Source organism: Mesorhizobium sp. M2A.F.Ca.ET.042.01.1.1, assembly GCF_003997405.1.
Lineage (GTDB): Bacteria > Pseudomonadota > Alphaproteobacteria > Rhizobiales > Rhizobiaceae > Mesorhizobium.
Genome location: NZ_RZRX01000017.1, coordinates 23,867 through 43,807 on the forward strand (window position 1 = coordinate 23,867; position 19,941 = coordinate 43,807).

A 19,941-nucleotide genomic window follows, 5' to 3' on the forward strand; every position below is an offset into this window, starting at 1 on the left:
GCATGACGGGGAAAATCTCCCTGAGGCCCAGCATGAGCAGTCCAAAGCAAGTCATCGTGATCGGCGCCGGAATCATCGGCGCTTCTATCGCCTGGCACCTGACGAAAGCCGGCGCGGGGGTGACGGTCGTTTCCGGGAGTGGCGCCGGCGGTGTCGCGACGCCCAATTCCTTCGCATGGATCAACGCAAGCTGGGGCAATCCCGAGATCTATTTCCGGCTGCGCATCCGCGCCATGGCCGAGTGGGCGCGCTTGGCGAAGGACGTGCCCGGACTACCGCTCGCCTGGTGCGGCGGCCTGTGCTTCGACCTGCCGCCCGACAGGCTGGAAGCCTATGCCGCCGAACACTCGTCATGGGGTTATGGCATCGAGCGCGTCGACGCCAAGCGGGCGGGAGAGATCGAGCCCAACCTCGTCGCGCCTCCCGATTTCGCCGTCTACGTCGCGGAGGAAGGCGTCGCCGAGCCGGTGGCAACCGCCAAGGCGCTTCTAGCGGACGCCGAACGGCTCGGCGCGCGGGTAATTGTTGGCGCTGTGGACAGGCTGACCCTATCGATTGGCAAGGTGACAGGCGCGGTTGTTTCGGGCGAAACCCTCAGCGCCGAAGAAATTGTCGTGGCGGCGGGTGCGGGCTCCCCGGCCATTGCCGCGACAGCCGGCATCGAGCTGCCGCTCGACACGCCGCCAGGCCTCATCGTGCACTCCCGGCCTTACAGGAAATTGCTCAACGGGCTGGTGCATGCCGAGAGATTGCACATGCGCCAGACGGCCGAGGGCCGCATCATCGCCGGCTCGGATTTCGCTGGCGGCGATCCGGGCGAAAACGCGGAAGCCACCGCGCGGGAGCTGTTTGCGATCACCAAGGCAGCCTTGCGCGGCGCGGATGGACTGGAGCTTGATTTTCACACCGTCGGCTACCGCCCTACTCCGGCCGACGGCTTCCCGATCGTCAGCCGCGCCGATGGGGTCGGCGGCCTCTACATCGCCGTCATGCATTCGGGCATCACGCTGGCGCCGGCGGTCGGCTTGTTCGCCGCTCGCGAAATCCTTGAGGGCGAACGCGATGTGCTGTTAGCGCCTTACGCGCTGTCGCGCTTCGCCCGGTAAGCCGCGGGGCGACGAACCCCACCGTCGTGATTGGAATTGCGACAGGGTGTAGAAGCTGGCACTGTCCCGCGACGTTGCGCTATTTCCGACTACACCGCCATTGCCAACCGGGCCGCCGGCGCAAACGGCCGGATGCTGGTGCCGCTCCTCGTCATGGTGACGAAGCTCGATGGCGGGATCGCCTGCCAGTCGCCGCCATCGCGGTCGAAGGGTTCGGAGACGATGCAATGGCCGGCGCGCCTGGCGAAGGCGCCGGTGTAGAGCGTCGGCGCATGGTTGTCGGTGGCATAGCGAACGGCGTAGAGCGTTTCGCCATCGGAAAAGGCGGCCGTCAGTTTCAGGGCCGGCTCGATGCCGGCACGGCGCGAGGCTTCGACGACGCGGCCGGTTGCCCGCGACACCGCGCCTTGCGGGTCCGTCGCCAGCCCCTGGTCGATCATCAGGAGAAAGAAGAGCTCGGAATCGGTCGTGCCCTCGCGCTGGTCGAAGACTTCGTCGGCGAGCGAGTTCTCCAGCGCGCGGCGAATCTTCTCGAAGCCGCCGATCTGACCGTTATGCATGAACGACCAGCGGCCGGAGATGAAGGGGTGACAGTTCATGCGGCTGGTGGCGCCACCGGTCGACGCGCGGACATGGGCAAGGAACAAGCCGGATTTGATCTGCCGGCAGAGGCTTTTCAGATTTGGATCTGACCAGGCCGGCAGGATGTCGCGATAGAGGCCGGGCTCCGGCCGGTCGCCATACCACGCCAGACCAAAACCGTCGCCATTGGTTGGCGACTTGGCTTCCTGGGCGCAATGGCTCTGGGCGATCAGCGAATGGCAGGGCGCGGTGATGATGTCTTCGAGGAAGACTGCTTCACCAAGATAGGCCGCCCACCGGCACATCGCTTTCCACCGTTCCTAGGCGCGATCCATCAGAGCCTGGGGCTCCTTGACCGCGTGCGAGCCTCGATTGTGCGTGCGCTCATAGAGCTCGCGAACGATTCGGCTCGCCGTAGTTTCGAACAGAAATGGCAAGAAAGCGTGAACGAGCGCGGCACCGGCCGCCATCGACAAGCGCGAGCAGAACCAGGCGGCAAAGGCCATGTGGCCGAAATAGGTCTCGCCGACCTTGGCCGGGTGAGCGGTGAAGAGTGCCGTAAGCCTGGTCGTCATGGTGATCCCTCCTGCCGGGATGAGTCCCGATGGTGGGTATCGTGCCACACGGCTTTGGTTCATCGATCTCAAATTGTCCTTGAATATTGGACATTTTTGGGACATTTATCCCAATATGGTCCATGAACTCGATGCCATCGATCGAAGATTGCTGGCAGAACTGCAGCGCGACGGCACGCTTTCCGTCGACCAGCTGTCGGAGCGGGTGGCGCTGTCGCGCAACGCCTGCTGGCGACGCGTCAAACGGCTCGAGGAGGACGGCATCATTACCGGCCGCGTCGCGCTGGTCGATGCCGAGAAGCTGGGACTCGGCCTCTCCGTCTTCATTCTGATCCGCACCTCCAATCATGACCCGGACTGGCTGCAGAAATTCCGAGCGGCGGTGACCGGCTTTCCCGAGATCACCGGCGTCTATCGAATGTCAGGCGATCTCGACTATGTGCTGAGGGCCCGCGTCGCCGACGTGAAGGCCTATGACCGCCTCTACCAGCGGCTGATCGCAAAGGTGGCATTGTCGGACGTCTCGGCTTCCTTCGTCATGGAGGAGATCAAGGAGACGACCGTGGTGCCGGTGGAACTGCGTTGAGGTAGCCAAGGCCTCTTCGTCATCCGCGGGCGGAGCGACGCGTAGCGGAGCGTAGACCCGAGGATGACGACGTGATGGGCGTTATCGCCAATCACCAAATGAGCATTCCACCAGCGCAACGATCTTGTCTTCTTCACCTGGAAAGCGAAGTCATCGTGACGCCTCAAAGAAAGCCTTGGATAGCTTCACGGTCGAGTTGACCGAATCGGCATTCGCTCCCATAGGAATGGGCTCATGCGCACGGCTGTCCATTCTTCCTCCGTCATCGGCCCCACCGTCGGTTTCGTCAGGCTTCCGCATGGCGAAGGCCTGCCTCTGCCGGCCTATGAGAGCGCGGGCGCCGCCGGCATGGATTTGCGGGCCGCGGTGCCGGAAGACCGGCCGCTGCTCATCCTGCCAGGGAAACGCGCGCTGGTACCGACGGGGCTTGTCCTGGAAATCCCGGCAGGCATGGAAGGCCAGGTGCGGCCACGCTCGGGCCTTGCGTTCAAGCATGGCCTCACCGTCCTCAACTCGCCAGGCACCGTCGACAGCGACTATCGCGGCGAGGTGAAGGTGCTGCTGGTCAATCTCGGCGATGAGGATTTCGCGGTGACGCGCGGCATGCGCATCGCCCAGATCGTCTTTGCCGCCGTGACCCAGGTTACGGTCGAAGAGCGCGCGCTGGCCGGCGGCACGACGCGCGGCGCCGGCGGTTTCGGGTCGACCGGCACGGCTTGATGCAAGTTCCAAAGCTGGTCATTTTCGACTGCGACGGGGTCCTGGTCGACACGGAAAACCTTGCCAACCGGCGTCTCGCCGAATGGCTTACTGCCGCCGGCTTTACGACGGACTTCGAATATTGCCGCAAGAACTTTTCCGGCCGCAGCATGGTTTCGGTGCAGAAAGAGATCGAAGAGGCGACCGCGGTGAGGCTCGGCGCCGACTTCGTCGAGCGCTGGAATGCCGGCCTGCCGGATCTTTTTTCGCACGGCGTCGAGGCGGTCCCTTATGTGCGTGAGTTCGTCGAAGCCGTCCGCGCGGCCGGCATCGCCTATTGCGTCGCCTCCTCGGCTCGGGTCTCGAAAATGTATATCACCCTCGGCCAAACCGGGCTTTTGCCGCTGTTCGAGCATGCCATGTTCTCCTCGACCATGGTCGGGCGCGGCAAGCCGTTCCCGGACCTCTTCCTGCATGCGGCAAGGACGACGGGCTTCGCGCCGGCCGACTGCATCGTCATCGAGGACAGCGTCGCGGGAACGCAAGCCGGCATTGCCGCCGGCATGCGGGTGTTCTCCTACTACGCCGATCCATTCACCGACCGCGACGGCCTGGCGGCGGCCGGCGGTATCCTGTTTGACGACATGCGCGAATTGGCCAAGCTGGTACCGATCCGCTGATCGTGCTCTGGCTGCGCGCTTGCGCACTCCGTGCTAGCGTGCGGCCCGGGGGTGTTTTCGATGATTTCCATTCTATCCCGTCTCATGCTCGCCTGCCTGCTGCTGCCTTCCATATGGACGGTCGCGCGCGCCGAAGCCGTCAGTTTTCCGGAACTAAGCAGCACCATTCCCGGACATCAGAACGTCACCTATTTCGAGCTCGCGAAAATGATTGTGCCTGATCTGGCCGCCGGCGACGACGGTTTCTACAAGGGCAGCGCGCCGATCGAGATGCGTGACATCCTCGGCGGCAACGATGGCGGATCGCCGCCCGAAACCATCAACCTGCCGAACGCTGCGGTGCTGGCCATCAAGGCCGGCGGCAAGGAACGGCTGGCGATGCTTCTCGACCTCGGCCAGGCGCAAGACAGCGCCGAGGGATTTGCCGTGCTGGCACTCTACGACCTCACCGGCAAGCCGAAGCTGCTCGACGCCGTCAATGTCGGAACCGACCAGAGCACTTATTTTCGCGATCCGGGAAAGCTCGCGATCGGTCCCGGCAACGACGCGCTCATCACCATGAGCACACATTTCAATTCGAACCAGGGCTATGTCAGCACGATCCTGATCCTGGTCCGCAACGACCGCTTCGAACCGATCGACCAGATCAACACATTCGACGAGAATGTCTGCGCCTACAAACGTACCCAGGACCTTTCCTTCCAGACGCGCGGAAGTGAAAAGCCCTATGCCGCGATCAGGGTGACCGTGACCGACGCCACGAACCCCAGCGGTGAAAGCTGCGAGGAGCCGGCGCCCAAGGCGGTCTCGCACGACGTTTCCGTCACCTATCACTGGAACAAGAAAACGTCGCGCTACGTGGCGGATTCAGATGCCTTCAAACGTTTGTCAGCAGAGAACGAGAAACGCTTCTGATCCAAGCGCATTCGTTTGCCCGGGTCGAACGGCCGCGATAAATTCCTCGCAGGACCCCGCTCATGATTGAGGACTCGCCATGGACAAGGGCAAGATTTTTCGCGATCTGCATGCTACCACCTTCGTCATGCCCAACCCCTGGGACATAGGCACGACCAAGCTTCTGGCATCCTTCGGTTTCAAAGCGCTGGCGACCACCAGCGCCGGCTTCGCCTTCTCGCGCGGCCTGCCTGACGGCGCCGTGACCTTCGAAGCCATGATCCACCATTGCCGCGACGTGACCGCGGCAACCGACCTGCCGGTTTCGGCCGATCTCGAACGCGGCAAGGGCGACAGTCCCGAGCAGGCCGCCGAAACCATCTTCGCGGCGGAAGCCGCCGGGCTCGCCGGCTGCTCGATCGAGGACCACACGGGCGACCCCGCCAACCCGATCTACGATTTCTCTCTTGCGACCGAACGCGTCGCGGCCGCCGTCGAGGCGGCCCGGGCGCTCAAGCACGATTTCGTCTTCACCGCGCGAGCCGAGAATTTCCTCTGGGGCAAGACCGACCTCGACGACACCATCAAGCGGCTGCAGGCCTTCGAGAAAGCCGGCGCCGACGTGCTTTATGCGCCGGGGATCGGCGACGTCGACATGGTGCGCACCATCTGCTCGTCGGTGAGCCGGCCCGTCAATGTCATGGCCCGCCCCGGTTTCACCGTCGCCGATCTTGCCATGGCCGGCGTCAAGCGCATCTCGCTCGGGCCGTGGCTGACCAATTTCGCCTATGGCATGCTGGAGACTGCGGCGCGCGAAATCCAGCAGGACGGCACTTTCGGCTTCACCCGGGCGGCGATGCCGTTCGGCAAGCTGCAGGCGCTGTTCCGCGGCGGCGCGGCTGAGCAGGACTAGACCGGGCCCCGCGCCGAAACCGCCTTGTGCAGATGCACCATCATGGCGGCCGCGAAAAGCGGCGTCAGAAGGTTGAGCAGCGGCACGGCGAGGAACACGGCGATGACCAGTCCAGCCAGGAACACCGTGCCGGCATATTTGCGGCGCAGCGCCTTGGCCTCTGCCTCGGGGCGAAAACGCATGGCGGCGAATTCGAAGAATTCGCGGCCGAGCAGATAGCCGTTGACGATGAAGAAGGCGGCAATGTTGACGCCCGGCACCAGCAGCAAAAGCAACGCGACGATGTTGCCGAGGACGACCACGCCGAAGAATTTGATGGCGAGCACAAGCGAATGCAGCGCCGGCACGGCGCGGCCGGGCGGATCGTCGGGATAGTCGGTGCGCTCGACCACTTCGGCGATATCGTCGAGGAACAGGCCGGCAACGATCGCCGTCACAGGCGCGATGAGCAAAGCCAATCCCACCGCCAGCACGATCCCGGCAACGATGCCGCCCAACCACCCGGCCCAGGACGGCAGGCCCGGGAGCAGCGTCTGCAGCCATGGCCAGGCCAACCATTCGAGCAGGCTCTCCAGGCCGGCCCACAGCGCCAGCAGAGCAAGCAGCGTCAGCCCCAGCGTCTTGAGGAAGACGAAGCGGAATTCAGGCGAGAACAGCCGGCTGGCGGCGGCTCGGGCAGCATCTAGGATCACGGCGGGTGCAGACCCCTCATCGAGAAACGACGTCCCCGAGATAGGCGGCGAGGAAGAGCGGCGCAACTGCAAGGGGAAATCGTCGCCCGGCCTTCACGCTTTTCCCGTGATCGCTCCTGCCCGCCTGGTCGGAATGGTCATTGCCGCAACGCCGGCGACGACGAAAGCCATGCCGACCCAAGCGGCCGGCCCCAGGCTTTCGCCCAGGAAGACGGCGCCGATACCGACTCCGATCGGCACCCGCAAATAGGCCTGCGAGGTGGTGCCGACCGAGCCCAGCGTATGGATCAAGCGGAAATAGATGACGAAGGCCAGCGCCGTCGAAAAGACCGACAGGCCGAGCAGGGCCAGGATCGATGCCGCCGACGGCGCAAGCGTCCATGGCCGGTCGACAATCAGGCTGAGCGGCACGAGCATCACCGCGCCGCAAAGCATCGAACCCGCGGCGGGTATCATAGGGTCGAGGCCCTTGAAGCCGCGGCCGAAGATCGCCGCCCCGGCATAGGAAACCGTCGCGATGACGATCGCAAGCTGCGCCCACATTTGACGGCCAAGCCCGCCAAGCGCCTCCGTGCCGATGATGAGGCAGATGCCGACGATGCCGGCGCCGACACCGAGGAGCTTGCGCGCCGTGACGGGCTCATGGCGCGTGATCGAGGCCGTCAGCAGGAAGGTGAAGATAGGGGATGTCGAGTTGAGGATGGTGGCAAGACCGGCATCGACCGAACGCTCGGCGGCGGCGATCAGGGTGAAGGGCACGACGCTGTTGAGGCAGGCCTGGAAAGCGAACCGGCGCCACATTGCCGCGTCGGCAGGCATGGCAAGGCCGCGCCAGCGGATGACGCTGAGCAGAATGGCCCCGGCGATCAGGGTCCGAGCGGCGATGAAGGTGACAGGCGGGATCGTCTCGACGCCGATCTTGATGAAGGTGTAGGAGGCGCCCCACAGCACCGCTAGGACGCCGAGCAGCGCGAGGGCGGTGGACATTTCGGTCTTTTCGGACATGTCTGCGCCTTCCGTTGCGGGAACAATCAACTTTGATTTACGCAATTCCGGACGGAAACCGCCGCGCACTTCTCCCGGAATTGCTCTAGCCCAAGGCGGCGCGGAAATGTTTCGATCGCCGTGAAACCATAACGGCGAAGGCCGTGGTCGATATGAGCCAGTTTCGACGCGAACGCTGCCGCAGCCGGTGAACAATCGGCGGCGAGTTCGGCGTCAAGCAAGGCGATGGCGATTTTCGGGGTAGGCAAAGCAGCGGCAACTCGCTAGACCCGCGCCCGGCCGGCATGCCAGATAGCCGGGGTGGGTTCTTGGCGGAGATTTTGATGCCGGAATATGACGTGCTTTGCATCGGCAATGCCATTGTCGACATCATCGCGCAGTGCGACGAGGCTTTTCTCGAGACCAACGGCATCATCAAGGGGGCGATGAACCTCATCGACGCCAGGCGCGCCGAATTGCTCTACAGCCGCATGGGACCGGCGATCGAGGCTTCCGGCGGTAGCGCCGGCAACACGGCGGCCGGCGTCGCCAGTCTCGGCGGGCGCGCCGCCTTCTTCGGCAAGGTGTCGAACGACGCGCTGGGCGAAATCTACACGCACGACATCCACGCCCAGGGCGTGGCCTTCGACACCAGGCCGCTCACTGGCGAGCCGCCGACCGCACGCTCGATGATCTTCGTCACGCCCGACGGCGAGCGTTCGATGAACACCTATCTCGGCGCCTGCATCGAGCTTGGGCCCGAGGATGTCGAGGCCGACAAGGCGTCCGGCGCCAGGGTGACCTATTTCGAGGGCTATCTGTGGGATCCGCCGCGCGCCAAGGAGGCCATCCGCCAGACCGCCAAGCTGGCGCACGCCGCGGGCCGCGAAGTGTCGATGACGCTGTCGGATTCCTTTTGCGTCGACCGCTACCGCGACGAGTTCCTCGAGCTGATGCGCTCAGGCACCGTGGACATCGTCTTTGCCAACAGCCACGAGATCAAGTCGCTCTACCAGACCGCTTCCTTCGAGGAGGCGCTCGACGCCATCCGCAAGGACTGCAAAATAGCTGCCGTCACCCGTTCCGAAAAAGGTTCGGTGATCGTGCGCGGCGACGAGACCGTCACCATCGAGGCGACGAAGATTAAGGAACTGGTCGATACGACCGGCGCCGGCGACCTCTATGCCGCCGGCTTCCTTTATGGCTACACGACCGGACGCAGCCTCAAGGATTGCGGCGACCTCGGCTCGCTGGCCGCCGGGCTGGTGATCCAGCAGATCGGCCCGCGCCCGCGCCAGAATCTCCGCCGCGAGGCCGAGCAGGCAGGGCTGCTCTAAACGGCCCGGCGAGGCAAATTGCATAAGAACGCCGTACCGTTGCGTCATCGCGGACAGGCTCGGAACCGGCCTGTCTGTCGTGCCCCTGTCACAGAGCGCTCCTACACGCAAAGATAGGGCGTTCCGCGACTGACATTTCGGCACGCCAGACCAGGGGTGTGAAGAGATGCAAGCCAGCAACCTGCCGGGCCGCGGCGTCCATTGCTGCCGCAATCTGTGCTTTCCGCGATAGAATTTCAGCAGCCGCCGGCGTCTGGGAGGAGCGCGGGCCACAAGACGAACGCATGACCAAACTTCAGACCCCGCCCGAGGGGATTTCGCAAGAGGCCCTGGCAGGCCTAGTGACCGAAGCCGTGCAGCAGACATTGATGCAGCACGGTGTCCTGCTGGACGCACAGGCCCTGGTTTCAGCCAGTGTGCTCGCCGGCAGCGTGGCGGCCGCCCTCCCCTTCCTGCCGCCGGCGCAGCGCCATGCGATCGATTCCTTGAAGGCCGATTGGACCGTGCTCATCTCCGAGTTCTTCAGGACGGTGCCGGACAGAATCGCAAGCGGAAATCCGATGCTGTCCGATCAGGCTTCCGGGCGCGCGCCGCCGGGGGCGGGACGGCTTCAGAATATCGCGGAACGCGCGGCCGGTCTTCAATCGATGCTGCTTGAGGATTGGGCAGGCGAAGTCGCCGGCTCGACCTATCTGGAAGAGAAGCTGCGCATCCCGCGCTCGACGCTGCATCGCTGGCAAAGGCGCGGCGAGGTCGTCGCGTTGCGCAAGGGCGGCCGCAAACATGTCTTCCCACTGGCCCAATTCGTCGATGGCAGGCCGGTCCTGGGCGTAAGCGACGTGCTGTCGGCGATCGCCAATCCGAGGCTCGCCTGGTTCTGGCTGACCCGCCCCGCGCCCGAGCTTAATGGCCGCGTCCCTATAGAGATGTTGAGGGAAGACATGGTCGCGGACGTCGTCCGCGCCGCGCGCACCGTGTCCTGAGCTGGCTCGGCGGCACGGTTCCCACCCAACCGAGCGAAAGAATTTCGCCGGATAATTAGGCGTCATATAACTGTAATAATTGGCACATTTTGCACATTTGCAGGATTCCTTGGCGTTCCGATTGTATAAATTGTGCAATTTGTGCCGATTTTACAAATATATGACGTGATATTTGGGCAACAAGACCTTTTCAATAGTCTATAAGGCCGCCCTTCCGACACAATCTCTGTTGTGCGCGATCGCCGATTGGGCCATGTCCGGAGCGAAGAAGCGGCGCCCGGTGCGCGTGTTTTTTCAACGATGGGGACGGGGGTGGCAGAAGCCGAACGGCATGTCAGGCCTGTCTTGAACCTTTGACTGGAGATTCAAGAAAATGAACATCAAGAGCCTTCTTCTCGGCTCAGCTGCGGCCCTGATCGCAGTTTCGGGCGCCCGCGCCGCCGACGCGGTCACCGTCGCCGAGCCGGAACCGGCCGAATACGTGAAGATCTGCGACGTCTATGGCGCCGGCTACTTTTACATCCCCGGCACCGAGACCTGCCTGCGCGTTGGCGGCTACATCCGCTACGACGCCGGCGTGGGCGATGTCGGCTCGTTCGACGGCCGCACGGCCACCGACCATGAAGACGGCGACGCCCAGGACACCTGGAAGAAGAACGCCCGCTTCAACCTGAAGACCTGGACCGGCCAGGAAACCGAGCTTGGCACGTTGAAGACCTACACCGAGACCAAATTCAACTTTCCGAACGGCGGCGCCACCAGTGTTTCGCTGAGCTTCGCCTGGATTCAGCTCGGCGGACTGCGAGTCGGTAAGGATGAATCGCCGTATGACGCGTTTATCGGCTACGCCGGCAACGTCATTCAGGACACGCTGATCCATTACGGCCAGAAAGATACCAACGTTGTCAGCTACTATTTCGACGCCGGCAGCGGCATCACGGGCGTGATTTCGCTCGAAGAAGGCTCGGACACTACGGGCTCCACGGGCATTTCCGGCACGATCGACAGCTATGTTCCCCATGTGGTCGGCGGCTTGAAGTACAAGGGCGACTGGGGTGCGATCACCGGCGTCGTCGCCTATGACAGCAACTACGAGGAAGTGGCCGGCAAGGTCCGCCTGGATGTCAATGTCAGCAAAGAGCTGTCGCTGTTCATCATGGGCGGCTATGGTACCGACGACAATCTCAACGATCCGGCCTACGCGATCCCAGGTCGAGGCCGCGGCTTCTACAAGCCGTGGGGCGGCAACTGGGCAGTCTGGGGCGGCGGCACCTACAAGTTCAACGAAAAGACTGCCTTCAACCTTCAGGTCTCGGCTGATGATGCCAAGAACGCCGCCGTCGCGGCAAACATAGCCTATACGATCGTTCCCGGCTTCACGATCACGACCGAAGTTGACTATGTCCACGACGGCAAGTTCGGCGACGCCGACGATTTCAACTGGACCAAGGCCGACAAGAAAAACAGCGTCGGCGGCATCGTCCGCTTCCAGCGCTCGTTCTGATCGAAGCTGCGATCTCACATGGAAAGGCCCGCGGCGCCGCCGCGGGCCTTTTGTTTGTTCCCGATCAATGTCGTTGAATACGCCGGCTCGTCAATTCCCCGCCGTATAGGCCGCGATCGCCGCCATGTTGACGATGTCGGAATCCTTGGCGTTCAGCGAGACGATCTGGACCGGCTTGTTCAAGCCGACCAGCAGAGGGCCGATGACGGTCGAGCCGCCGAGCTCCTGCAGCATCTTGGTCGAGATCGAGGCCGAGTGGAACGCCGGCATGATCAGCACATTGGCCGGGCCGGTCAGCCGGATGAACGGATATTGCGCCATGGAGCGCGGGTTCAGCGCCACGTCCGCCGCCATCTCGCCGTCATACTCGAAATCGACGCGGCGCTTGTCGAGGATGCGCACCGCCTCCTGCACGCGTTCGGAGCGCTCGCCCTGCGGATGGCCGAAGGTGGAGTAGGCGAGCATGGCAATTCTCGGCTCGTAGCCCATGCGGCGGGCAAAACCGGCTGCCTCCTCGGCGATGTCGGCGATCTGCTCGGCGTTCGGCATGTCGTGCACGGCGGTGTCTGCGACCAGCACAGTGCGACCCCGCGCGAGCACGATCGACACGCCGATGACACGGTGGCCGGGCTTGGCGTCGATGATGCGGCGTACATCGTCGAGCGCGGTGGAATAGTTGCGCGTGACGCCGGTGACGATGCCGTCGGCGTCGCCCAGTGCCACCATGCAGGCGGCGAAGTGGTTGCGGTCGTTGTTGATCAGCCGCTGGCAGTCGCGGAACAGGAAACCTTTCCGCTGCATGCGCTCGTAGAGATAGTCGGTGTAGATGCCGTTGCGGCGCGACAGCCTGGCATTGATGATCTCGATGCCCTGCTTGTTCAGGTCGATGCCGGCATTGCGGGCATTGTCCTTGATGACGTCGTCGCGGCCGAGCAGAATCGCCGTGCCGAGCTTCTGGTTCACATAGGAGACGGCGGCGCGCATCACCTGCTCCTCCTCGCCCTCGGCGAAGACGATGCGCTTGGGCTGGCGGCGGACGCGGTCATAGATGCGCTGCAGCGTCGAGGCGATCGGGTCGCGGCGGGCGGACAGTTCCTGCGCATAGCGGTCGAGATCGAGGATCGGCTTGCGGGCGACGCCGGACTCCATCGCCGCCTTGGCCACCGCCAGCGGGATCGCCGAGATCAGGCGTGGGTCGAACGGCACGGGGATGATGTAGTTGGGGCCGAATTTCGGCCGGTTGCCCTGATAGGCGGCGGCGACATCGTCCGGCACGTCCTGGCGCGCCAGCTCGGCCAGCGCCCGGGCCGCCGCGATCTTCATCGCGTCATTGATGGTGGTGGCGCGCACATCCAGCGCGCCCCGGAAGATATAGGGGAAGCCCAGAACATTGTTGACCTGGTTGGGGTAGTCCGAGCGGCCGGTCGCCATGATGGCGTCGGTGCGGATCTCGGCCACTTCCTCGGGCGTGATCTCCGGATCGGGATTGGCCATGGCGAAGATGATCGGATTCTTCGCCATCGACTGCACCATGGCGGTGGTGAGCGCGCCCTTGGCGGACAGGCCGAGGAAGACGTCCGCGCCGTCCAGCGCCTCGGCAAGGCTGCGCGCCTCGGTCTTGACCGCATGCGCCGACTTCCACTGGTTCATGCCTTCGGTGCGACCCTGATAGACGACGCCCTTGGTGTCGCACAGGATGACATTTTCCGGCGCAAAGCCCATCGCCTTCATCAGTTCGATACAGGCGATGCCGGCCGCGCCTGCGCCGTTGCAGACCAGCTTGGTGGTCTTCATGTCGCGGCCGGTGATCTCCAGCGCGTTGATCAGCCCGGCGGACGAGATGATCGCCGTGCCATGCTGGTCGTCGTGGAAGACCGGGATATCCATCAGCTCGCGCAGCCGCTGCTCGATGATGAAGCACTCCGGCGCCTTGATGTCCTCGAGATTGATGCCGCCGAAGGAAGGCCCGAGGAAGCGCACGCAGTTGACGAACTCGTCGGCATCCTCGGTATCGACTTCAAGGTCGATCGAATCGACATCGGCGAAGCGCTTGAACAGCACGGACTTGCCTTCCATCACCGGCTTGGAGGCCAGCGCGCCGAGATTGCCGAGGCCGAGGATGGCGGTGCCGTTGGAGATGACGGCGACCATGTTGCCGCGCGTCGTATAATCGAAGGCGCGGCTCGGATCCTCGGCGATGGCGCGCACGGGAACGGCGACGCCCGGCGAATAGGCGAGGCTCAGATCGCGCTGCGTTGCCATCGGCTTGGTGGCGACGATCTCGAGCTTGCCGGGCCGCCCCATGGCGTGGAATTCCAGCGCCTCCTCGGGACTGACGGAAGGGCCGCTGCTTTCGGTTTTCCTGGCCATGATGCCTGACGTTTTCCTCACCAATTCGCGCTCTTGAGGCGAGCGCATTCTTTTGAACTACCGCTTAAGGCCATACTCAGCCGCTGTAAACCGCCAAGCGATCAAGTGACGGCGTTCCTCCGCGCTGCCGGCGACAGTCAAATCTTGCCCGATGAGATCGCGGCAATCTCGCGAAGGTGCTCGCTGACCGAAGCCCAGCGCGTCAGCCCAGATGTGCCGGCGAACGGCCATTCGGAGAAGGGCGGATCATCGCTTCCCATGCGTCGCTTAAGCGCCGAGAGATAGGCCATCAGTTCCAACCGTTCCGCCTTTACCCTTTCAAGCGTGCGGCCGCGAATCTCCTCCCGCGGTATGGCCCGGTCGCGAAGCCGCTCGACCGCGCGGCGGATCGCGGCCGGCTCCGGCTCTGCGATAATGCAGTAGTCCGGATCGAAATAGACGTCGCGGCCGCCGATGCTCGGTGTCGAGACGATCGGCAACCCGGCCAGCAGATACTCCATGCTGGAATACATTGCCCCTTCCACCGCCGACAGGCAGAGCCCGACCGCAGCCTGGTTGTAGACGCGGTTGACCTCGGCGGAGGTCAGCCGGCCGGGCAGGCCATCAACGAGCGGATTGGCGATGCTGTGAAGCGGCGATTGCGCCTGCAGGCGACGGATGAAGGCGCAGTCGCCGGCCGGCGGCAATTCGCCGATCGAGGACGTCACATGGACTAGTCTTTCGATCTCGAAGGCGAGATAGTGCCGCTTGGTGTGCGAGATGCGGCCGTTGTAGACGGCATCGTACTCGACCGGCACGTCAGGCAGCGGCCGGAAGACGTCTTCCGAGATCATCAGATTGTGATTGGAGAAGATTGCATTGCCGCCAACGCCTGCAATCAGGCGTCGCTCTTTCTCTGTGTTGCAGAGAAAGATCAGCTCGTGTTTGGGGCAGGTCCTGGCGAACCAGGCGAGATCCTTGCGTATCTGCTCGACGACGGCCGGCCGTTCCAGCGTCCAGTTCGGCATCAGAAGGAAGGTAGCGCGCGGTCGCGCAAGGCGTCGGCAGAAGGCGGCGAGCGCGTAGAGCGGGCGCCTGCCGCCGACAGGTACATAGAGGATCAGCGGATCGCGACTGAAGATGTGGAGAGGCATGTCGATGCCGCCATCGAGGCCCGAAATCGGCCCGCGCGCCGGAAGGATGAAGGGCAGCCGTATCCGCGTCCACGCCTTGATTTTGGTTCTGGTTCGGTTGGCTCGGTTAGCGGCAAGAAGCCGAATGCGGCCGAGCGAGCCGGCGGGGCCGACCATCTCCTCGAACGTCTCGTGTCCGTCCTGCTTCATCGCCCCACCATGTTTCTCATGGGCCCGGACGATCCATATGTCGGCCGACCTCGTGAGGCAACACGCCTTGAGCACCCTGTTCCTGCTGACGGCGCAACCGTCCAGTCTTCCCCTGCTTTTCGCGCCGCCGGCATTAAACCGAGCTGCCACTTCTGCTAGCGTCCCGGCATGAACATGCACATGCCGACAGATACCGACGCCCAGGAGACGGCGACGCCTGCGCCCGCCACCGGCGGCGTCACGCCGATGATGGAGCAGTATATCGAGATCAAGGCGGCGAACCCTGACTCGCTTTTGTTCTACCGCATGGGCGATTTCTACGAGCTGTTCTTCGACGACGCGGAGAAGGCGAGCCAGGCGCTCGGCATCGTCTTGACCAAGCGCGGCAAGCACCAGGGCCACGACATTCCGATGTGCGGCGTACCGGTGCATGCGGCTGACGACTATCTGCAGAAGCTGATCGCGCAGGGTTTTCGCGTCGCCGTCTGCGAGCAGATCGAGGATCCGGCGGAAGCCAAGAAACGCGGCTCAAAATCGGTGGTGCGCCGCGACGTGGTGCGGCTGGTCACGCCCGGCACCATCACCGAGGACAAGCTGCTCGCGCCCTCGGAATCGAGTTTCCTGATGGCGCTTGGCCGCGTGAAGGCTGGCGGCGCCGCTGCCAGCCAGGCGAGCTTCGCGCTGGCCTGGATCGACATTTCGACCGGCGCGTTCCGCGTTGCCGAGACGAGCGCCGAGCGGCTGCTTGCCGACATCTTTCGCGTCGACCCGCGCGAATTGATCGTCGCCGAGCCGGTTTTCCACGATCCGGACTTGCGGCCGGTCTTCGATGTGCTTGGCCGGGTCGCCAATCCGCAGCCGCCGTCGTTGTTCGATTCTGCCTCGGCCACGGGCCGCATCGCGCGCTTCTTCGAGGTCGCGACGCCGGACAGTTTCGGCACCTTCTCGCGCGCCGAATTGTCGGCAATTTCGGGCGCCATCGCCTATGTCGAAAAGACGCAAAAAGCCGAACGCCCGCCGCTGTCGCGACCGGAGCGCGAGGAGCAGGGCTCGACGCTGTTCATCGATCCGGCGACGCGCGCCAACCTGGAGCTTTTGCGCACGCTCTCCGGCAGCCGCGACGGCTCGCTGTTCAAGGCGATCGACCACACCGTGACCGGCGGCGGGGCGAGATTGCTCGCCGATCGGCTAATGGCGCCGCTGACCGACCCGGCCGCAATCGCGGCAAGGTTGGATTCGGTCTCCTTCTTCCGCTCCGAAGTGCGGCTCTGCCAGAGCCTGCGGGCGAGCCTTAAAAGCGTCGCCGACATGCCGAGGGCGCTGTCCAGGCTGGCGCTCAACCGCGGCGGGCCGCGCGATCTGGGGGCTCTGCGCGCCGGCTTCGAGGCTGCGAGAGCGATCGCCGAGTTGTTCGCGGCGGCCGCGCTGCCCGCCGAGCTCGCCGCGGCGCTGGCCGCGATCAAGGCCCTGCCCGAGGCGCTTGCCCGCCACCTCAGCGAAGCGCTCGACGACGAGCTGCCGCTGATCAGGCGCGACGGCGGCTTCGTGCGCACCGGCTATCACGCCGAGCTCGACGAGATGCGGGCGCTGCGCGACGAATCGCGAAAGGTGATCGCCGGGCTGGAGCGCTCGCTGATCGAGGAAACCGGCATCCGCTCGCTGAAGATCCGGCACAACAATGTGCTCGGCTATTACATCGAGGTGACGGCCAACCATCACTCGATCATGACCGGCAGCGACGCGGCCAAAGCGCGCTTCATCCATCGCCAGACCATGGCCAATGCCATGCGCTTCACCACGACGGAACTGGCGGAGCTGGAATCGAAGATCGCCAACGCCGCCGACCGGGCGCTGAGCATCGAGCTCGCCGCCTTCGATCGGCTGACGGCGGAAGTGGTCGGCGAGGCGGACAGCATCCGTGCCGGCGCCGAGGCGCTTGCCGCTCTGGACGTGTCGGCGGCATTGGCGCTTCTTTCCGAAAGCGAGGGCTGGTGCCGGCCGGTCGTCGATGCCGGCCTCGCTTTCGAAATTGTCGGCGGGCGCCACCCGGTGGTCGAGCAGGCGCTCAGGCGTTCCGGCGAAGGGCCGTTCGTTGCCAATGATTGCGACCTCTCGCCCGAAAGCGGCGCCAAGGCCGGCGCCATCTGGCTGCTCACCGGTCCGAATATGGGCGGTAAATCGACATTCCTCAGGCAGAATGCCTTGATCGCCATCCTTGCCCAGACCGGCTCCTTCGTGCCGGCGCAAAGCGCCCATATAGGCGTCGTCGATCGCCTGTTCTCGCGCGTCGGCGCCTCGGACGACCTAGCGCGCGGCCGCTCGACCTTCATGGTCGAGATGGTCGAGACGGCGGCGATCCTCAACCAGGCGGGCGAACGGGCGCTGGTGATCCTCGACGAGATCGGCCGCGGCACCGCGACTTTCGACGGGCTGTCGATCGCCTGGGCGGCGGTGGAGTACCTGCATGAGAAGAACCGCTGCCGGGCGATCTTCGCCACGCATTTCCACGAGATGACGGTGCTGGCGGGCAAGCTGCCCCGACTCCATAACGTCACCATGCGGGTCAAGGAATGGGAAGGCGACGTCGTCTTCCTGCACGAGGTCGGCAAGGGCGCGGCCGACCGCTCCTACGGCGTGCAGGTGGCGCGGCTGGCCGGCCTGCCGGAAGCGGTCGTCGCCCGCGCCAGGGAAGTCCTGCATCAGCTGGAAGAGGGCGAGGTTTCGGGCAAGACCAACCGGCTGGTCGACGATTTGCCGCTGTTTTCGGTGGCGGTGAAACGCGAAGCGCCGAAGCCGGTCAAGAGCGATGCGCTGGGCGAAGCGCTCGTTGCGATCAATCCCGACGAGATGACGCCGCGCGAGGCGCTGGAGGCGCTCTACCGGCTGAAGGGACTGGCGAGCCGGTAATCAAAACAATCGGAACATCGGCGTCACCAGCCCTGCCGACTGGAGCCAGCCGAACAATTCGACCGCGAGTACCGCCGCAAGGAAGTAGGAGCCGTCGATGGCGGTCCGCTTCAGCGCCACCGAATCGAAGGTGACGGGAGACGGGCCCAGGACGTCGTCGTCATCGCGCCGCAGACGGGGAAAGAAGGCCGGCACGCTTCGACGATAGCGCCGATACGCCTCTCCGAAGATCGCGTCCAGCGCGACCACTTCGCGAGCCGCGACATAGGAAAAGACCAAGCAGGTGAAGACAAAGAGAGACGCCGAAAGGATCAGCGACCCGAATGTCAGCCCGACGCCGGCCAGTCCAAGGGCCGAGAAGAAATAGAGCGGGTTGCGCGTATAGGCATAGGGGCCGGTCGTGACGAGCTCACGGTTCTTGCGTCCGCCAACATAGAGCGCTGCCCAGCAGCGGCCGCCTATGCAGAGGAGGATCAGCACGGTACCCGCAAATTCAAGCATTTCGCGAAAGGTGCTGCCTTGCGGCCACCCGCTTTCCGCAAGCAGGGCCGGCGCCAGGACGACGGGAGCAGCCAGCCAAAGGAAACGGATCCTTCTGCCCTGTTGAAAAACCGCCGCGGCAAGCGGCATCGGTGACTTCTTCTGCATTTGCGTCGTCGCCTCAATCGTTGCGCACCGCGGCTCCCTTGTCGGTCCAGGCCGGCGGCAGTCCCATCCGGTCGCCGACGAAGCCGACCAGTCCGGGCGATTTGCCGAATGCCTTGCAGGCCGGATATTTCGGCTCCCTGCCGATCATGGCGCGCATCTCCGCCCTGGTTGGGAGAGACGGCAGCGTGCCGAAGGGCGTCTTGCCGGTGACAAGCAGCTTGCTGAAATCGTGGCCGAACTTCGCCGCCAGCTCGTAGGCGTCGCCCTCCCGGGCGACCCGGCCCGAATCCAGCAGGGCGTTCGCGCCGCGTCCCCAGATCATGGCCGCCGCCTGCTTGCCGTTGACGCCAACCGCTTCGGCTTCAAGCGACAGGCTGCCCAATCCGATCGGCAGGCGGGGAACCGGAACGTGCATTTCGGGCAGCGCGACGGAAACCGCCGTGGACGCGACTTTCGAAATGCCGACCGCCAGCGCATTCGTCGGCGTCGCATGCGTTACCATGGCGTGGACCGTCAGGTCGGCCGGCTCGGTCAGGGCGACCACTTGAAAGCGCTGGCTGAGGCCTGAGCAGAGGGTCCTGTCGACGGCATTCGTGATCAGGCCGCGCTGCGCCGGCGTCAATGTCGATTTTCCGGCGGCGGGCGGTGAAAAGCCCGTCGGAATGATCCGAACGGTTCTTGCCGCGAGCACGTCGTCCTTGCTCACCCGCATCAGCGAGCGGGCCAACCAACCGTCCGACGGTTTCAACTCGTCATAGGATTGCAGCGAGCCTACCTGATCCAAGGGCGCGGACGCGCAGCCGACCGCGAGCATGCTCAAGACCAGCACAAACGGCCATATTACGCGGTGATCCGCGCCGCACGCGCCCGGATCGACCGGGGCGATGTGAGCCTCGCGACGGGAACGCAAGCAAGCTGCCATGGATGCCTCTGACTGGGTGCGCCCGGCGGGGCGTATTGGGGGGAGCATCAATAATTGCACTCAGTGCAATAAATTGATGGCGCCATTATGGCGAGGTGCAATGACGGGACTTGAACATACGCCAAATTTCTTGTCGCATCCGGGGAGTGGTCATGGCAGGAGCGCTCCATGAACGATGCGCCAAAACCAGAAGGCCTGCGCGAGCGGAAACGGCGGGGAAAAGCCCCCCCTATAGCC

Annotated in this window: 18 protein-coding genes; 10 read left to right on the top strand and 8 right to left on the bottom strand. The window is 64.2% G+C overall.

What is annotated here, in order from left to right:
* Positions 1 to 32: 32 nt before the first annotated feature.
* Positions 33 to 1,106: an FAD-binding oxidoreductase gene (locus EOA23_RS04595; RefSeq protein WP_127303033.1), complete on the top strand. Its 1,074-nt coding sequence runs from the start codon at positions 33 to 35 to the stop codon at positions 1,104 to 1,106.
* A gap of 89 nt (positions 1,107 to 1,195) precedes the next feature.
* On the opposite strand, the gene EOA23_RS04600 is transcribed toward EOA23_RS04595, so the two are convergent.
* Positions 1,196 to 1,993 (bottom strand): class II glutamine amidotransferase, encoded by a 798-nt coding sequence (locus EOA23_RS04600; protein WP_127303034.1) that lies wholly within the window; start codon positions 1,991 to 1,993, stop codon positions 1,196 to 1,198.
* Between the two features lie 15 nt (positions 1,994 to 2,008).
* The gene (locus EOA23_RS04605) at positions 2,009 to 2,263 is read right to left on the bottom strand and encodes a DUF6356 family protein (protein WP_126062975.1); all 255 of its coding nucleotides are present in this window, start codon (positions 2,261 to 2,263) and stop codon (positions 2,009 to 2,011) included.
* Positions 2,264 to 2,378: 115 nt separating this feature from the next.
* On the opposite strand from EOA23_RS04605, the gene EOA23_RS04610 reads away from it, so the two are divergent.
* From EOA23_RS04610 to EOA23_RS04630, 5 genes are all read left to right on the top strand, one after another.
* On the top strand, positions 2,379 to 2,849 hold the full coding sequence (locus EOA23_RS04610) for an Lrp/AsnC family transcriptional regulator (RefSeq protein ID WP_127303035.1): 471 nt from the start codon (positions 2,379 to 2,381) through the stop codon (positions 2,847 to 2,849).
* 234 nt (positions 2,850 to 3,083) lie between these two features.
* Entirely contained in the window at positions 3,084 to 3,569 is a 486-nt protein-coding gene (dut, locus tag EOA23_RS04615; RefSeq protein WP_127303036.1) for a dUTP diphosphatase, read from the top strand.
* Positions 3,569 to 4,228 carry an HAD family phosphatase gene (locus tag EOA23_RS04620; protein WP_189341500.1) on the top strand — a complete coding sequence of 220 codons (660 nt, stop codon included), beginning with the start codon at positions 3,569 to 3,571 and terminating at the stop codon, positions 4,226 to 4,228. Before dut ends, EOA23_RS04620 begins: the two co-directional genes overlap by 1 nt.
* Before the next feature lie 60 nt (positions 4,229 to 4,288).
* On the top strand, positions 4,289 to 5,143 hold the full coding sequence (locus tag EOA23_RS04625; protein WP_127303038.1) for a hypothetical protein: 855 nt from the start codon (positions 4,289 to 4,291) through the stop codon (positions 5,141 to 5,143).
* Positions 5,144 to 5,222: 79 nt separating this feature from the next.
* Positions 5,223 to 6,035 (top strand): oxaloacetate decarboxylase, encoded by an 813-nt coding sequence (locus EOA23_RS04630; RefSeq protein ID WP_127303039.1) that lies wholly within the window; start codon positions 5,223 to 5,225, stop codon positions 6,033 to 6,035.
* Here the strand turns inward: EOA23_RS04630 and EOA23_RS04635 are convergent.
* Together EOA23_RS04635 and EOA23_RS04640 are read right to left on the bottom strand one after the other, a co-directional pair.
* Positions 6,032 to 6,727, bottom strand: a complete 696-nt coding sequence (locus tag EOA23_RS04635; RefSeq protein ID WP_127303040.1) for a sulfate transporter family protein — start codon at positions 6,725 to 6,727, stop codon at positions 6,032 to 6,034. The genes EOA23_RS04630 and EOA23_RS04635 overlap by 4 nt on opposite strands.
* A 93-nt stretch (positions 6,728 to 6,820) precedes the next feature.
* On the bottom strand, positions 6,821 to 7,732 hold the full coding sequence (locus EOA23_RS04640; protein ID WP_127303041.1) for an EamA family transporter: 912 nt from the start codon (positions 7,730 to 7,732) through the stop codon (positions 6,821 to 6,823).
* A gap of 323 nt (positions 7,733 to 8,055) precedes the next feature.
* On the opposite strand from EOA23_RS04640, the gene EOA23_RS04645 reads away from it, so the two are divergent.
* The 3 genes from EOA23_RS04645 to EOA23_RS04655 all read left to right on the top strand — a co-directional run bounded on the left by EOA23_RS04645 (position 8,056) and on the right by EOA23_RS04655 (position 11,535).
* Positions 8,056 to 9,048 (top strand): adenosine kinase, encoded by a 993-nt coding sequence (locus EOA23_RS04645; protein ID WP_126062983.1) that lies wholly within the window; start codon positions 8,056 to 8,058, stop codon positions 9,046 to 9,048.
* A 341-nt stretch (positions 9,049 to 9,389) separates the two neighbouring features.
* The gene (locus tag EOA23_RS04650) at positions 9,390 to 10,031 is read left to right on the top strand and encodes an antitoxin Xre/MbcA/ParS toxin-binding domain-containing protein (protein WP_348628549.1); all 642 of its coding nucleotides are present in this window, start codon (positions 9,390 to 9,392) and stop codon (positions 10,029 to 10,031) included.
* A gap of 373 nt (positions 10,032 to 10,404) precedes the next feature.
* On the top strand, positions 10,405 to 11,535 hold the full coding sequence (locus EOA23_RS04655) for a porin (protein WP_127303042.1): 1,131 nt from the start codon (positions 10,405 to 10,407) through the stop codon (positions 11,533 to 11,535).
* A 90-nt stretch (positions 11,536 to 11,625) separates the two neighbouring features.
* Here the strand turns inward: EOA23_RS04655 and EOA23_RS04660 are convergent, their stop codons facing one another.
* Positions 11,626 to 13,905, bottom strand: a complete 2,280-nt coding sequence (locus EOA23_RS04660; protein WP_127303043.1) for an NADP-dependent malic enzyme — start codon at positions 13,903 to 13,905, stop codon at positions 11,626 to 11,628.
* A gap of 137 nt (positions 13,906 to 14,042) precedes the next feature.
* Positions 14,043 to 15,227: a glycosyltransferase gene (locus tag EOA23_RS04665; protein ID WP_127303044.1), complete on the bottom strand. Its 1,185-nt coding sequence runs from the start codon at positions 15,225 to 15,227 to the stop codon at positions 14,043 to 14,045.
* Between the two features lie 168 nt (positions 15,228 to 15,395).
* Here EOA23_RS04665 and mutS point away from each other — a divergent pair, with 168 nt between their 5' ends.
* The gene (gene mutS / locus EOA23_RS04670; RefSeq protein WP_127303045.1) at positions 15,396 to 18,134 is read left to right on the top strand and encodes a DNA mismatch repair protein MutS; all 2,739 of its coding nucleotides are present in this window, start codon (positions 15,396 to 15,398) and stop codon (positions 18,132 to 18,134) included.
* Here mutS and EOA23_RS04675 read toward each other — a convergent pair whose 3' ends face one another.
* Both EOA23_RS04675 and EOA23_RS04680 read right to left on the bottom strand, forming a co-directional pair.
* Positions 18,135 to 18,782 carry an isoprenylcysteine carboxylmethyltransferase family protein gene (locus tag EOA23_RS04675; protein ID WP_127303046.1) on the bottom strand — a complete coding sequence of 216 codons (648 nt, stop codon included), beginning with the start codon at positions 18,780 to 18,782 and terminating at the stop codon, positions 18,135 to 18,137. It lies immediately after the preceding gene.
* A gap of 13 nt (positions 18,783 to 18,795) precedes the next feature.
* Positions 18,796 to 19,764: a DUF3313 domain-containing protein gene (locus EOA23_RS04680; RefSeq protein ID WP_245473992.1), complete on the bottom strand. Its 969-nt coding sequence runs from the start codon at positions 19,762 to 19,764 to the stop codon at positions 18,796 to 18,798.
* Between the last annotated feature and the right edge of the window lie 177 nt (positions 19,765 to 19,941).